Here is a 15993-nt window from a genome sequence, read left to right on the forward strand (position 1 = left end):
ACCATAGCTTAACTCTAACCACTGACCTGTACCATCAGCATTGAATTTAGCAACATAGAATTTACCGCTGTTCATATATTTATCACCAGCGCGGTAACCGCCGTTGATATCTTTTGGATCCCACTTAGCATCGGATACAAATTTATAGATATACTCACCGCGTGAGTCATCACCCATATAAAAAGCTAGGTTCTGACCTTCAATGACGCGGCTAGTACGGCAGTCTTCATGAGCAAAACGTCCAAGTGCAGTACGTTTTACAGGTGCTTGGCGGCTATCAAATGGATCGATTTCGACCATCCAACCAAAAGTATTTGGTGCATTGCGGTAATCTTGTCCTGCATTAGCTGCTTTTACATCAGCATTCCAACGATCATAAAGATCTTGGGATTCAACTTGACCTTGTGCAGTTTCCCAACCATAGCGTGAACTTGCACCTTGTTTTAAACCATAGCGCTGCAGTGCAACAATTTCCTCAGGTCGACGGGCGGCATCATCAGTTACACTACGTGTAAAATAGCCAATGAAGTTTTCTTCAGTAGTGAGGTAAGTTCCCCATGGCGTGTAGCCATTACCACAGTTGTTATGTGTACCACGGGTTTGTACACCCGATGGTGAGAACTTAGTGGCAAGTAATGCATTACCCGCAGCAGGACCAGCAAACTCCATTAGAGTCGAACCGGTAATACGACGGTTATAAACTGAGTTTTTGACCAATTCAACTTTTTGAGTTTTGGTGTCTTTCTTTACATGAATGATCGAGACGCCGTGAGCATTCACTTCACGGATTACTTCATCTTCTGGACGGCGGCCATCGACTTTAGTTGGTCCTTTAGGATGCAAGAATGTCGGATTGATATATTCATGATTTAGAACCAACAAACCATCATTTGACTGCTGTTCATCATAACGACCTGTTGCAGTATTTAGACCAAAATAACTCATCCCGTCATGACAGTCGCCTGAACGGAATTGGAAACTTGGACCTGATGGAATATTGTTGTCATCCCATTCTGCGTATGTTGGATTGATTGAGTCACCTAAAGCATACAGAACATGTGCTTCATAACCTTCAGGTACAGTCACGATATCGTTTAGATTTTTAGGCACTGTAGTGAAGTTTAATTTTTCAGGTTTCTTATTTGGGTCAATAGGAGGGTTGGTTCCGCCGTTATTATTATTCGATTTATTATCGTTGTCATTGCAGCCAGTTAAAGTTGATGCCAAAGTCAGTGCGACAGCACCGCTTGCAGTTTTAGTGATGAGGCTACGGCGGTTAATATGTTGTTCTAAAATGTCACGGAAATGAACATTTGTAGACGTGTTATTATCCAGTTCTTGGTCTTCATGATATGGCGTCAGCTGTGTCATGGAATCATCCTAAGTTTATATGTGCGATAAAAAATTTCCCGCCTTTAACTTAGTTTTTAATTGTGACGCTGCCTTGACAGTTATGTGACAAATACATTAAAAATCAATAAATAATAAAACGTTTAGTCAAAAAAACAGGTGCTAGACCTGTTCTAAAATTGGATCATTTAAGTCTAAGCTGTTGCTTTTGATTTTTCTAGAACTTTGCCTAATAAGAGACCAAGTTCAAACAATAACCACATTGGAACGGCGAGCATAATCATTGAAATAGCGTCAGGTGGGGTAACAAACATCGAAATGAAAAAACATCCCACGATAATAAATCGTCTTTTCTCAACTAAACTTTGCGTGCTGACAACACCGATTAAGATCAGTAACAAGGTAACGACTGGAATCTCAAAGGTCAGACCGAAGACTAAGAAAAGTTTTAAGCAGAAAGCCAAATAACTATTAATATCGGTCATTGGTGCCACTGTTTCGGGTGAGACACTGATGAAAAAATGTAAAATTGAAGGTAAAGCAATAAAATAAGCAAATGCAATACCCAAATAAAACAAGCAAATACTACTCACTAAGATCGGGAGAGCTAAAGATTTCTCTTTTTCATATAGGGCAGGTTTAGCGAAAGACCAAATCTGATAAATGATATAAGGCATAACCAGCATTAATGCCACGAAGAAATTTAGTTTGAAAGGTGCCATAAATGTTGCTGTAACATCCGTTGCAATCATGGATGAACTTACAGGCAACTGAGCTCGTAACGGTTCAGAGAGTATTTGATAAGTACGATTGGCAAAGGGTAATAAACAGAAAAAAAGTAACAGAATGGCAGCAACGATTTTAAATAAATGTTGTCGCAGAATCATCAAATGCTTGGTGATAGGCATTTCCTCAAGCTTAACATCTTGTTCTTGCTCACCCAAAGAAGACTGGGGAAGTTGAGAGCTAGAGGGTGAACTCATACTGCTACCTTTAATTCTGGAACCGAAGTTGTTTGTTCTAATGATGAAGTTGATACCGATGTATGCAATAGGGCAAATTTCGGAAGGTAAATCACAGGCAATGGTTGACGAATGTGGTGGTAGACCACCTGAATCTGACATTTTTGCGTAGCAGCTTTTTGAGAATCTTCTTGAAGCGAGACCTTTTGCTGCTCAAATGCTGTCATTTGCGCCTGCATTTTTTGTTCAAGCTCAGCAATGCGTTGCATTTCTTGCTGCATTTGCTCTCGTAGTTCGGACAGACGTAATTCACGATCTATGTCATTTTGAACATTGCTAACCGTACGTTTAATTTTTGCGTACCATTTCCCAACGAATCGGGCAGCTTCAGGTAATTTATCAGGCCCTAGTACAAGTAAGGCGATAATGCCGAACGCTAGGAGTTCGGACATTCCCAAATTCAGCATAATGGTGCTCGCTTAGCTTTTTATTGAGCTTTCAGAATTTTTTACTTGAGCGTCGATAGTACGTGGTTCATTTAGAGAAGCTGTAGTTTCTTCTTCATCTTTCATCGACTTTTTGAAATCTTTAACGGCACCACCAACATCTTTACCCAGATTTTTTAGTTTTGATGTACCGAATAGTAAAATAACCACGATTGCAAAAATGAGCACGTGCCAAATAGATAAACCAGCCATAACCGTTTCCTCTTAAAATTTAGCTCTATCTCAACAGGTTGGCGTGACAAAGATGTGACATTTATATTGCAATATTAAGACAATAAGGATGGTAGATGATTTTGCAAAAGGGACAGAAACCTGAATAGATGCTCCAGGTTTCTATAAATATTAACTTAGACTTGCTTTAAAAAGTTGCATCGCTTGACCACGATGGCTGATTTTATTTTTATCTGTTTTGCTTAATTCGGCACTTGATAGATTAAGTTCTGGCAACCAAAATAGTGGATCATAGCCAAAACCATTTTCACCACGAGCAGCTGCTAAAATCTCACCTTTCCAAATGCCTTGGAAAATCTGCGGTAGAGGGTCTTCTGCATGTGTCACAAGTGCAAGTACGCACACGAACATACCTTCTATGCTTTCACCATTTTTGCGGAAGGGAATGAGATCAGCCAAAAGCTTTTCATTATTCGCTGTATCATTGCCATGTTCACCTGCATATCGTGCAGAATAGATACCAGGTGCACCACCTAAAATTGGGACGCATAGACCTGAGTCATCCGCAATCGCAGGTTTTCCTGAAAGTTTAGATGCATGGCGCGCTTTGATAATCGCATTTTCAACAAAACTTAGACCATCTTCGATGGCATCTTCAATATCCAGTTTACCTTGAGGAATGATTTCGACAGGTAGATCGAGTTGTTGAAATAGGTGCTCAAATTCTGCGATTTTACCTTTGTTGTTACTTGCAAGCACAAGGCTGCCTTGATTAAGCCATGATGGAATAGACATATATATTTTAGATCAGCTCATATTGAGTGGAATTTTAGGGCTTTTTGCATAAAGAGGATAGTCAAGAATTATTGCTTGATTCTTGGTGTGATGTCTCTGAACAAAAGGTTTCTAAATCAGCCAATAGTTCCTGAAAGACAGCTTCTGGTTCAGTTTGATTATATCTTTCTAATGAAGGATCAAATTGGTCATCATAATAATTTAATAAATCATAGAGTTCTTCATTTTTTAATTGCTGAGCCAAACAAAAAAGTTTATAAAAAAATGGATAAAAATCACTTTGTGTTTGGGTTAAATTTACTTTTTTTGAGAGATACTCCTCTAATAATGTCTGAATCATATTTTTGGTTAGATTTAAATCAAAAATTATTTTGGATATTTGTTTAAAATAATCTTTAATCTGCTCAGGTGTTGATAAGAAACAGAGTTCTAATGCGAGATCATTAGACGGATTTTTTTCTAATGTTTCAATTGCCCACCTTTGGATTTCTTTTGGTGTTATTGTTTCTAATTCTAGTTTTGCTTTGAATATCGCCTTTTCTATATCGCTCATTTAGTACAGTTAATATAAGAATGAATGCTATAACTATAATGAAAAAACCGACTCTCACAAGTCGGTTTTTATATTTTCACTAAATCTTAAAAAAAATTACTGCGCTTGAATCCATTTATCAGCACGATCACGTGCAGTACGGATTTGCTCTTGGGTTAAGTTTGCAGCCAAAGCGGTTTTCTTACCTTCAGAAAGACTAATCACTTTAGTATCAAGCATGCCATCACGTGTTGAAAGCTCATACCATTGATAAGCGCCAATATAGTTTTTCTTTTGTTCTTCCATCACAGCAAGGTTAAAGCTGGCACGGTTATCACCATTACTTGCCGCTTTTTCAAAATACTTGCGCGCTAACACTTCATCTTTTTTGGTGCCAATGCCATCGGCATACATACGACCAACATTGAGCTGTGCAGCGGAAATACCTTTGTCTGCAGCAGCTTTAAATAAAGCAAACGCTTGTTTTTCATCTTTTGCAACGTCCTTACCATGTTGGTAACGAGTTGCTAAATAAAACTGTGCCCCAGCCTGACCTGCTTTTGCAGCGTTTTGCAATTCACCAATACTCATCACTGAATATCGTGCTGCTTGTGCAGCAACGGATTGCGGTTGAGCAACATAGTCTGCATGCGCTTGTATGCTGATCAGACCAAATAAAAATGTGCTGATTAATGTCTTTTTCATAGAGCGCTCACTCGATAAATTGCGACTTCACCAAATAGGTTCGGCATATGCTTACTGAGCAAACTACCTTGTTGGTCACCATTAACGGCAAGTCGATTAATAATTTTAATCCGATTCTCAGCACATAAGGCTTCAAAGTCACGGAATGTACATAAATGAATATTCGGAGTGTTATACCACATATAAGGTAAAGCCTCCGAAACAGGCATTTTCCCTTTTAATGCAAGAAAAGAACGCGTCTTCCAATATGCAAAATTTGGAAAAGTAATAATTGCTTGCTTACCAACACGCACCATATCACGAAGTAATACATCAGGTGCATCTACAGCTTGCAAAGCTTGTGCCATCACGACAGAGTCAAAAGATTGATCGGCAAAGCGGCTTAAACCTAAGTTTAAGTCCTGTTGGATAATATTTAACCCCCGACTGATGGCAATTGCAATCTTTTCTTGATCAATTTCTAAGCCATAAGCACGAATATTGTGCTGTTTGCTCATATGAGCCAATAATTCGCCATCGCCACAACCTAAGTCTAGCACGCTAGAATTTGGATTAATCCATTTTTCGGCGAGTCGTTGATCTATACGCATTAGTTCAGCTCCTGCGATGTCGATTGCAACTGTTGTTCTCCACCTAAAAATGCACGTAAGGATTTTACATACAGCGGAATTGGGAACAAGAAAGAGTCATGGCCCTGTTCAGCATCAATTTCCAAGTAACTCACAGGTTTATGATTATCAATCAAAGCATCAACCAATTCCTGTGAGCGGCTTGGACTAAAACGCCAGTCTGTGGTGAATGAAATTACCAAAAATTGACATTTCGGTTGACTCATTGCTTTGGTCAATGAATGCTCATACTCACGAGAGGGGTCAAAATAATCCAAAGCCTTGGTCATAATCAAGTAAGTATTTGCATCAAAATTACGGCTAAATTGTTCGCCTTGGTAACGCAAATAGCTTTCAACTTGGAACTCAACATCAAAACCATACATAAATTTGCCAGATTTTAGATCTCGTCCAAATTTTTGTTTCATGGCTTCTTCAGATAGATAAGTGATATGACCAACCATCCGCGCCAAAATCAAGCCACGTTTTGGATAGCTATCATTCTCTAAATAACGTCCATGATGAAAGTCTGGATCGGACAAAATAGATTGGCGTGCGACTTCATTGAACGCAATGTTTTGAGCAGAAAGCTTGGGTGCACTCGCAATAATCGCACATTTCTTTAAACGATCTGGATAGTCCAAAGACCATTGCAAAGCTTGCATGCCTCCCAATGAACCGCCGATGATGGCGTACCATACATCAATACCAAGACGATCAGAAAGCATGGCTTGGGTCTTTACCCAGTCTCGCACAGTCACGAGAGGGAAGTCGGGACCATAGGGACGATTTTCATTTTCAGGATTAGGTGAGATTGGTCCCGTAGAGCCACTACAACCACCGATATTATTCAGTGCAACTACGAAAAAGTGATTGGTATCAATTGCTTTGCCAGGACCGATACAACTGTCCCACCAACCTGCTTTTTTATCATCTTCATGATGATAACCTGCGGCATGATGGTGACCTGATAGGGCATGACAAATTAAGATGGCATTGGAATGATCTGCGTTGAGTGTTCCATAGGTTTCAACCATTAAATCAAAGCGAGGTAATACCCTCCCACACTCAAGTTCTAATGGTGCTTCAAATGAAAATTTTTGTGGTGTGACTAAACCCACTGAATCCGATGGAAAAGACACTGGAATCGTTCGTCCTATAAATCTTTTATCAATAATAAAAAGGATACCAACTCTGGTATCCTTTTTAAACGATTGTTTTTGTTAAACTGCAGCGGCAACCACTTGATCCGTTGTTAACACACCTTGTTCAATCAATCGGTTGGTACATGCAATAATGGCTTCGATTGATGACGTAACGATGTTGTCATGTACGCCTGCACCAAATGCGCTTTTGCCTGTGCCTTTCACTTGGAGTTCAATTAACGCAAGGGCTTTGGCATTTGCACCAGAACTAATACTACGTTCTTCATAGTTCACAACATCGATTGGCAACTGTAAAGCGTTCAACATTGCAGAGATTGGGCCATTACCTTCACCACGTAAACGTTGAATTTCGCCTTCAATTTCAATATCTAATTCAATGATTTGTGTGCCATTGATATCAGACAACTGATAGTGTTTAGTTTGATAATGGTGGTTTTTGATATCCACATAAGTCTTTTCGAACAATGTCCAAATCTCATGCGCACTGATTTCTGTACCATTTTCATCAGTATGTTGTTGAACGATCTGGCTAAACTCAATTTGAACACGACGTGGTAAGGCAACGTTGTAATTCGATTCTAATAAGTATGCAATACCGCCTTTACCTGATTGGCTATTCACACGAATTACCGCATCATAGTCACGACCCAAGTCTTTCGGATCGATTGGCAAGTAAGGCATATCCCAGATTTCTTCATTTTTCTGGAATTCAAACCCTTTTTTGATCGCATCTTGGTGCGAGCCAGAGAATGCTGTGAAGACTAAATCACCTGCGTATGGATGACGAGGATGAACAGGCAAGCCTGTACATTCTTCAACTGTAGCGATGATTTCATTGATGTTCGAAAAATCCAAATTCGGTGCAACACCTTGGGTATACATGTTCAAAGCGATGGCTGCAACGTCAACGTTACCTGTACGTTCACCATTTCCAAACACACAACCTTCAACGCGGTCAGCACCAGCCATAATCGCCAATTCAGATGCTGCGATACCACAACCACGGTCATTATGACAGTGAACAGAAATGATCACGCCATCACGACGTGCCAAGTTGCGATGCATCCATTCGATTTGATCGGCATAAACATTTGGCGTTGACACTTCGACAGTTGCAGGTAAGTTCAAAATCACTTTATTGGTTGGCGATGCTTCCCAAATTTCTGTGACTGCATCACATACATCCTTGGCAACTTCTAATTCTGTTGCAGTGAAACATTCAGGGCTGTATTGAAATACCCATTCAGTTTCAGGATATTGTGCTGCATATTCTTTGACTTTATTGGCTGCATTGATGGCAAGTTGTTTCGCACCATTGACATCGACATTCAAGACTTTTTGACGGAATGTCGGTGAGTTTGAATTATAGATATGCACGATTGCACGCTTTGCGCCCACTAAGGATTCAAAAGTACGTTCAATTAAATGATCACGTGCTTGCACTAAGACTTCAATGTAGACATCTTCTGGGATCAAATCTTCTTCGATCAATTTGCGAGCAAAGTCAAAGTCGATTTGGGATGCAGATGGAAAGCCAATTTCAATATGTTTAAAACCAATTTTCACCAACATATGGAACATTTTTAATTTTTGTTCCATATCCATCGGTTCAAAAATTGCTTGATTACCGTCACGAAGATCGGTACTCATCCAAATTGGCGCTTGGTTGATTTCATTGTTCGGCCATTGACGGTCTGGTAAATCCACACGTTGGTACATACGGCGGTATTTTTTACTTGGATCTGCCAACATTTTGCTAACTCCTTGTCATAGCAGGGGTTGCAAACTCAGCGTAAATGCAACGTGCTACTTTATATATGGTGTCTATTCGAAATAATTTAAAGAGAATCTGTGTCGAGTACCTAAAAATTTAGGTCAAAAAAGTTATATGCGCGCGAGGCGCAGCATCAGGAGAGCAGCGAGATGTTTTTTATGAGACGGATGGATAAAGCCGCGATTTGTTTTCATCATCTACCATTCAACGCAGTTATTAGGTTGTGTTGCTATATTAATCACGTATTAGAAAACAGTCTAGGTGAAAATACAGGCAACTGCAAAGGTCTATCTAAATCTATAAAGCATTTTAATTTGTATGAACAAGAAATAATTTCCTATTTTTGCGCTAAATAGAAAAATAATGAAAATATTTACCGAGATACTCGCTAATCTCGGTAAATAAAATCTTGGTTAATGTCATCTATGCTCGCTGTTCCCATGAGTGCCATGGTAATTTTTAATTCTTCTTTTAAAATTTAAAACCCTTTTGAGGGAGTTGGAGTTTTTGAACTCATCCAAATCCCCAAAAAGGGTTTTATCCGAAGCTGAATCTTTACAACGTGACTGAATTAGAAATCATAAGATATAGATAACCAATAGTTACGACCTGATAGGTAGGTGCCTGACATACTTGAGCTGATTTGCATGTAGTCATAATAAGAGGCAGGATTACCCTGAGCATCTATATATGAACCATTACTGCTAAAATCTTTGTCAAGTAAATTGTTAACAGAACCATTAAAACGTAATTGATCATTAACGCTGTAACTGGCACCTAAGTTGAATAAATTATAGCCTTTTAGTTTGTTATTGGTTGCATTGTAAATAATAGCGGCATCACCGGTAGTTTGCTCAGTATCGTAACGCTTACGATCTGACTTGTATTCATGCTGCAACCATAAATCAAATGCATCATTGATATGCCAAGTTGAGGTCATGTTAAATGCATTCTTGGGTACGTTACTTAGGTATGAACCTTTGTTTTTACCTTTGGTAATTTCTGATTCCATGTAGGTATATGCAGCTTTAATGTCCCATTCTGGAATAATGCTATATTTGAGGCTAAGTTCAATACCTTTGGTTTCTGCTTCATCCGCATTGATTTTTTGGTTAAAGCTATTTTGGGTAATATGTGAACCATAACTCACACAACCTGGTTGATTCGGATTTGTTGCAGAAGAACAATTTAATAATTCTGGCCCATCTGTAATCAGGTTCTTAATCTTATTAAAGAACGCTGTAGTGGTAAGGTCTAAATTGCCATTGTTATAATTAAACCCAAGCTCATAGTTGGTTGATTCTTCTGGTTTTAAGTTTGGGGACCCCACATTAAAAGAGGTTCCTTGTCCAGTGATACTGATAATACCATTGTGAAGATCTTTGGCTGAAGGTGCTTTGTAGCCTGTGCTGACACCACCTTTTAGTGTCAAGTTGTCATTTGCGTTCCAGACTAGGTAAGCACGTGGGCTAAATTGACCACCGAACCCAGAGTGATCTTCATAACGACCACCAAGAGTGAAACCGAGATTTTCCAAGATACGCCATTCATCTTCAGCATAGACAGAGAAAGAATCTTTTTTGAATGTAGAGCCAAAGCCCGCTATATCATCTGCAATTTTAGCTTCTTTATATTCAGCACCAACCGTTAACTTATGATCAGCAATTGGCAAAACCACATGCGAGTCTGCAACTAAATCAGTATTTTTTAGTGTACGATCCTGACCTGCTGAGGCATTTCCAGGGAAAGTATTATGTGGGATTGTTCGTCCAACTGTTTCAGTTTGGGTTTGGCTAACATAGGAGGTCCATTGACCAAAACTATAGTCACCGTCATGACCTAAAGCAATCTGATCACGTTTAAACTCTAATTTATCTTTATAGCCAGTAGCGCCCAGTTCCGTTGCACCTCTTGGTACGGTCGTCCAATCTTGTGTACCTAAACGGCTATCATCGTTTTTATAAGTTTGATTTGAGTGAAAGCCATCTATCCAAAAACTATTTTGATCATTCAATTTAAATGATAATTTTCCACCAACATCATAAATGTCTGCTTCGCTTGGGCGTGGGTCACGACCTGAAGTGCCTGGAACACGTTCCGACTTTTGGCGATCTAAATAAGAACCGCGTAGTTGTACGCCAAGTTTATCCTGAATAATTGGACCATTGACGACTAAGCTGGTTTTCCATGAGTCGGCTTCACCGCCATGTTCCATCACATTGCCACTTACTGTGACATTGCCATTCCATTCATCACTAATTTTCTTGGTAATAATATTAATCACACCACCCATTGCTTCAGAGCCATAGCGTGTAGCCATTGGTCCTCGAATCACTTCAATGCGTTCAATAGAAGCCAACGGTGGTAAAAAACCATTAGCGGATTCACCAAAACCATTTGGTGTCACGTCTGAAGAGGTGGTTTGGCGACGACCATCAATCAGAATTAGACTGTATTCATTTCCCAAACCCCGCATTTTAATATTTAAGCCAGAGGTCTTGCCAATACCATCACGGATATCAATGCCAGGCACGTCCGATAGTAGATCTGCAATGCTGGTCGCATTTTTCTTTTCAATATCTTCTTTTGTTACGACACTAATAGAAGCGGGTGCATTTTTAATATCTTGCTCGTAACCTGCAGCTGAAACCACGATAGTTGATAATTGATGTGTCGTCGTTGGTTCAGCGTTATTGGCATAGACGGCCCCAGATACAAGAGCGAGAAGAGCAGCAGAAAGAGGGTGAGGATTGAACCTTGCCATAATTTAAAAAATCCCTAAATAAAAATAAAAGTCACGAGAATGTGGGTGGTATATAGATGTATTAATGATAATGATAAAACTTATCATTAACAACAAAAAGAAACATTGTTTTAAGTTTGATTTAAGAATCCCAATAAATTAGGGTGGGTGGGCAGATAAACTGACTTTTTCATCATCTAATTTTGTATATCTGAAAAGTTGTCATATAATGTGGCACTTTAAAAAATTGTTACTACTAACTAAATATCGAGGAAGCCATGCAAGTAACGACTGAAGCGGTTTCGGGCGTTGCCCGTCGTTTAAATGTTTCTGTACCGACGAGCCGTGTTAACGAGCAATTTGAAGCTCGCTTAAAACGCACTGCCAAAACTGTGAAGATCAACGGCTTCCGTCCAGGTAAGGTGCCTTTAAATGTTGTTCGCCGTGAATATGGTGCAAGCATTTATCAAGAAGTTGTAAATGACGTCATCCGTGACACTGTTTTCGAAGCAATTCAACAAGAGAAAATCAATGCTGTCGGTATGCCGAACATTGAGAAAGTGGAAAACAAAGATGATGCTTTAGTTTATGAAGCAACTGTTGAAGTTTATCCAGAAGTAGAAGTGAAAGCTTTTGCTGACTTAGAAGTTGAACGTAAGTCATCAGAAATCAATGATAAAGACGTTGATGTCATGATTGAAAACTTGCAAAAGCAACGTGCTTCTTGGACTGAAACCAAAGGCATGGCGAAAAAAGACATGCAAGTGACTTTCGACTTTGAAGGTACAGTTGATGGTGAGAAGTTTGAAGGTGGTGCTGCTGAAGACTTTAAACTTGTTCTTGGTTCAGGTCGTATGATTCCAGGTTTTGAAGATGGCATCATCGGCATGAAAAAAGGCGAAGAGAAAGTGATTGATGTAACTTTCCCTGAAGACTATCAAGCTGAAAACTTGGCTGGTAAGGCAGCTCAATTCAAAATTACTGTGAAGCTTGTTGAAAAACAAAAACTTCCAGAGATTGATGCTGAGTTCTTAAAAATCTTTGGTTTAACTGAAGAAGAAGGCTTAGACAAATTAAAAGCTGACGTTCGTAAGAATATGGAACGTGAAGTTCGCAATGGTCTTCGTAACCAAGTAAAACAAGCGGCATTTGATGCACTTGTTGCTGCAAACGAAATCGAAGTTCCAGCTTCTATGGTTGCTCAAGAAATTGACCGTCAACGTCAACAAATGATCCAACAATTCACTCAGCAGTTTGGTGCTCAAGGCGCAGGTGCATTTGACAGCAGCATGCTTCCTGATGAATTGTTCAAAGAACAAGCTGAGAAATCAGTTAAGCTAGGCGTATTGGTAAGCAAAGTATTGGCTGATGCTAAACTTGAAGTTGATCAAGCACGTGTTGATGCTTATATCGATGACATGGCTTCTTCTTATGAAGATCCAACAGAAGTTGTTGAATACTTCAAAAATGACAAACAACAACGCGCTCAAATTGAAGCTGTTGTGTTAGAAGATCAAGTGGTTGATCACATTTTAGCTGCTGCTAAAGTAACTGATGTTGCGATCAGTTATGAAGACTTATTGAAAGAACAACAAGCTCGCCGTGGCTAATTTTTCAAAAGTTCTGAAGAAAGGCGCGTAAGCGCCTTTTTTTATCTGTCTTTGTCTCTGTTATGAATGTGTTAATTTGTCGAAAAATTGCCAAAATTCAGCTGAAATAATCGAATAATTCAGAGTGAACCTTTTGCAATTTCATCGATTATCCCTCATATTGTTGGCATAGACCGAGTCACAATAATTTAGGAATAAATAAACGTATGTATGTTCCAACAATTGAAAATGCTTTAGTTCCTGTTGTCGTTGAGCAATCATCTCGTGGTGAACGTTCATTTGATATTTTTTCACGTTTATTGCGTGAGCGCGTTATTTTCTTAACGGGCGAAGTTGAAGATAACATGGCAAACCTAATCGTTGCACAAATGTTATTCTTAGAAGCAGAGAACCCTGAAAAAGATATTCACCTTTATATTAATTCACCAGGTGGCTCAGTCACTGCGGGTATGGCGATTTATGACACCATGCAGTTTATTAAACCTGATGTTGTGACTTATTGTATGGGACAAGCAGCATCTATGGGTGCATTCTTGTTAAATGCAGGTGCGAAAGGTAAACGTTACTGTCTTGAAAATGCACGCGTCATGATTCACCAACCATTAGGTGGCTTCCGTGGTCAAGCTTCTGACATCGAAATCCATGCACGTGAGATTTTATTTATCAAAGAGCGTTTGAATCGTTTGATGGCTGAGCATAGTGGGCAAGACTATGAAACAGTGGCTCGTGATACTGATCGTGATAACTTCATGACAGCGCAAGCGGCGAAAGAATATGGTTTAGTTGATCAAGTATTAAGTAAGCGTCCGTAATTTTAAAGATTTAGAATTGGAGTAAATATGTCCGAACATCCTCAAGGACAAAAACATTGTTCATTTTGCGGTAAAACGCAGTCTGAAGTCGGGAAACTGATTGCAGGTGAGGACGCATATATTTGTAATGAGTGTGTGGATGTCTGCATGGACTTGGTTCAAACGAGTCAACAAGTTGAGGCAGGTGATTGGGCGAGTAAACCTTTGCCTAAGCCGCATGAAATACGTGCTGCCTTGGATCAGTATGTTATTGGACAAGATATCGCTAAGAAAACCTTATCTGTTGCAGTGTACAACCACTACAAGCGTTTAAAAGCAGGGCAGTCAGGTCATACACATAAAGAGATTGAGATTGCGAAAAGTAATATTTTGCTGATTGGACCTACAGGTTCAGGTAAAACTTTACTTGCACAAACACTTGCACGTTTACTCGATGTTCCTTTTGCAATGGCTGATGCAACTACATTAACCGAAGCTGGTTATGTAGGGGAAGATGTTGAAAACATTGTACAAAAGCTTTTGCAAAAAGCTGACTATGATGTTGAGAAAGCGCAAAAAGGAATCATCTATATTGATGAGATTGATAAGATTACGCGTAAATCTGAAAATCCATCGATTACCCGTGATGTGTCTGGTGAAGGCGTACAGCAAGCGTTATTAAAAATGATTGAAGGTACTGTCGCATCAATTCCTCCACAAGGTGGCCGTAAGCATCCTCAGCAAGAATTCATTCAGATTGATACTGCAAATATCTTGTTTATTTGTGGTGGTGCGTTCTCTGGTTTAGAAAAAATTGTCCAGCAGCGTCAAGAAAAAGGTGGAATTGGTTTCACCGCTGATGTGAAAAACAAAGATGACAGTAAAAAAGTCTCTGAACTATTCCGTCAGGTGGAAGCAACAGATCTTGTGAAGTTTGGTTTGATTCCAGAATTCATTGGTCGTTTACCTGTGATTGCAACATTAGAAGAACTGGATGAAGAGGCATTAATGCAGATTCTGACAGAACCGAAAAATGCATTAACTCGTCAATACCAGTATTTGTTTACGATGGAAGATGTAGATCTAGTCTTCGAAGAGTCAGCTTTACGTGCGGTCGCTAAGAAAGCATTAGAACGTAATACCGGTGCTCGTGGTCTGCGTTCAATCTTGGAAAATGTACTGCTTGAAACGATGTATGATTTACCGAGTCGTTCAGATGTCGGAACAGTGATTGTTGATGAAGCTGTGATCAATGGAACAGCGAAGCCGAAGTTTAAGGCTGAACGCTTACCTCAAACGACCAGTGCAGAAACAGTTGAAAAGAAAGACTTAAAGGTGATCGACTCCAAGTCAGCATAATCCTGATCTTGTATCGTTTATCTAAAAAGCATGAAAGGCTTCGCTTTTCATGCTTTTTTTATTTGCAATTAGACGTTGAGGTGTTAATCTTAAAAATTGAAAAATCCGCATAGTATTGCGTAGTTAAAAATAAATCCAAGAAAACGCCTTGAGGGATGTCATGCGTTATTTAATATTATCATTGTGTTGTGCAGGGGTGTTGGCAGGCTGTCAAAGTCATAAGACAGTTGAAGAAAAACCAACAGCGCTGACTGCAACGCTACCACCTATTGATACTGAGAAAGAGCCTGGTTTATTTGATCAATACCATGTTGGTGGTTTCACAGTGGGTGGTTGGGTAAATCAAAAATTAGGTCAGCATTTCAGCCCGATTAAACCGCAAAATGAGCAGGCTGCTGTGGTCTACTTATATCGTCCTGATACGCGTTGGAATCGCCAAGAGATCGCCGCTGCAAATTTATTTATCAATGGGCATCGCATTCCAAGCTTATTGCATAATCACTATTATTGGCTTGAATTGCCTGCTGGCACTTATCGTTTAAGTGTGAGTCGTCCTTTGGTTGGATTACATTTTCAAAAACCGAAGTACATCGATTTTAGCGTGGACGCAGGGCAGACCTATTTTATTAAGTACGACGAAGAGAACAAAGTCGAGCGTAGTGTGCGTTCAGGTCCATTTATGCCAACGCCTGATAAAGTTGCTCGTCAGGAAATCGCATTTACCCGTTTAAAATCGTCTAGTTATAATTTTGTGGCACAGGAAGAATCGGGGAAAGTACGTTCCAAACCACAAGAACTTAAACCTGAAAAATACGATGTTAAATCAGAAGTGCATCTCGTAAAGCCATTTAAATTATGGAATCCTTTGACGTGGTAATATGCCATGATGATCTATGTAGAAAGGCGAAATCTAGTTTTGCC

The 15993-nt window shown here is 39.5% G+C and carries 15 protein-coding genes; 4 read left to right on the forward strand and 11 right to left on the reverse strand.

Annotated elements, in window-relative coordinates; all coding sequences use genetic code 11:
* From HMPREF0023_RS03710 to HMPREF0023_RS03760, 11 genes are all read right to left on the reverse strand, one after another.
* The coding region (locus tag HMPREF0023_RS03710; protein ID WP_008941229.1) for a PhoX family protein at positions 1-1371 on the reverse strand (1371 nt) is incomplete at its 3' end.
* A gap of 173 nt (positions 1372-1544) precedes the next feature.
* Positions 1545-2258 carry a twin-arginine translocase subunit TatC gene (tatC, locus tag HMPREF0023_RS03715; protein ID WP_373868184.1) on the reverse strand — a complete coding sequence of 238 codons (714 nt, stop codon included), beginning with the start codon at positions 2256-2258 and terminating at the stop codon, positions 1545-1547.
* Between the two features lie 71 nt (positions 2259-2329).
* Complete coding sequence (gene tatB / locus HMPREF0023_RS03720; protein ID WP_017395723.1) at positions 2330-2779, reverse strand: Sec-independent protein translocase protein TatB; 450 nt, start codon at positions 2777-2779, stop codon at positions 2330-2332.
* A 12-nt stretch (positions 2780-2791) separates the two neighbouring features.
* Positions 2792-3010 (reverse strand): Sec-independent protein translocase subunit TatA, encoded by a 219-nt coding sequence (gene tatA / locus HMPREF0023_RS03725; RefSeq protein ID WP_004640952.1) that lies wholly within the window; start codon positions 3008-3010, stop codon positions 2792-2794.
* Between the two features lie 150 nt (positions 3011-3160).
* Positions 3161-3784 carry an RdgB/HAM1 family non-canonical purine NTP pyrophosphatase gene (rdgB, locus tag HMPREF0023_RS03730; protein ID WP_008941231.1) on the reverse strand — a complete coding sequence of 208 codons (624 nt, stop codon included), beginning with the start codon at positions 3782-3784 and terminating at the stop codon, positions 3161-3163.
* Between the two features lie 61 nt (positions 3785-3845).
* Positions 3846-4337 (reverse strand): hypothetical protein, encoded by a 492-nt coding sequence (locus tag HMPREF0023_RS03735; protein ID WP_008941232.1) that lies wholly within the window; start codon positions 4335-4337, stop codon positions 3846-3848.
* Between the two features lie 96 nt (positions 4338-4433).
* Entirely contained in the window at positions 4434-5021 is a 588-nt protein-coding gene (locus HMPREF0023_RS03740) for a tetratricopeptide repeat protein (RefSeq protein WP_005086775.1), read from the reverse strand.
* Positions 5018-5611 carry a methionine biosynthesis protein MetW gene (gene metW / locus HMPREF0023_RS03745; RefSeq protein WP_005086774.1) on the reverse strand — a complete coding sequence of 198 codons (594 nt, stop codon included), beginning with the start codon at positions 5609-5611 and terminating at the stop codon, positions 5018-5020. The genes HMPREF0023_RS03740 and metW overlap by 4 nt, the downstream gene beginning before the upstream one ends.
* Positions 5611-6771 carry a homoserine O-succinyltransferase MetX gene (gene metX, locus HMPREF0023_RS03750; protein WP_004640940.1) on the reverse strand — a complete coding sequence of 387 codons (1161 nt, stop codon included), beginning with the start codon at positions 6769-6771 and terminating at the stop codon, positions 5611-5613. Before metX ends, metW begins: the two co-directional genes overlap by 1 nt.
* Positions 6772-6852: 81 nt before the next feature.
* Positions 6853-8547, reverse strand: coding sequence for a 2-isopropylmalate synthase (gene leuA, locus HMPREF0023_RS03755; RefSeq protein WP_008941234.1), 1695 nt, complete (start codon positions 8545-8547; stop codon positions 6853-6855).
* 593 nt (positions 8548-9140) lie between these two features.
* Entirely contained in the window at positions 9141-11333 is a 2193-nt protein-coding gene (locus HMPREF0023_RS03760; RefSeq protein ID WP_005088289.1) for a TonB-dependent receptor domain-containing protein, read from the reverse strand.
* 257 nt (positions 11334-11590) lie between these two features.
* On the opposite strand from HMPREF0023_RS03760, the gene tig reads away from it, so the two are divergent.
* The 4 genes from tig to HMPREF0023_RS03780 all read left to right on the forward strand — a co-directional run bounded on the left by tig (position 11591) and on the right by HMPREF0023_RS03780 (position 15949).
* On the forward strand, positions 11591-12922 hold the full coding sequence (tig, locus tag HMPREF0023_RS03765; protein WP_004640930.1) for a trigger factor: 1332 nt from the start codon (positions 11591-11593) through the stop codon (positions 12920-12922).
* Positions 12923-13128: 206 nt separating this feature from the next.
* Positions 13129-13734 (forward strand): ATP-dependent Clp endopeptidase proteolytic subunit ClpP, encoded by a 606-nt coding sequence (gene clpP, locus HMPREF0023_RS03770; RefSeq protein WP_004640929.1) that lies wholly within the window; start codon positions 13129-13131, stop codon positions 13732-13734.
* Positions 13735-13761: 27 nt separating this feature from the next.
* The gene (gene clpX / locus HMPREF0023_RS03775) at positions 13762-15072 is read left to right on the forward strand and encodes an ATP-dependent Clp protease ATP-binding subunit ClpX (RefSeq protein WP_008941235.1); all 1311 of its coding nucleotides are present in this window, start codon (positions 13762-13764) and stop codon (positions 15070-15072) included.
* A gap of 160 nt (positions 15073-15232) precedes the next feature.
* The gene (locus HMPREF0023_RS03780; protein WP_004640925.1) at positions 15233-15949 is read left to right on the forward strand and encodes a DUF2846 domain-containing protein; all 717 of its coding nucleotides are present in this window, start codon (positions 15233-15235) and stop codon (positions 15947-15949) included.
* Positions 15950-15993: the final 44 nt, after the last annotated feature.

Source organism: Acinetobacter sp. ATCC 27244 (assembly GCF_000156555.1).
GTDB classification, from domain to species: domain Bacteria; phylum Pseudomonadota; class Gammaproteobacteria; order Pseudomonadales; family Moraxellaceae; genus Acinetobacter; species Acinetobacter haemolyticus.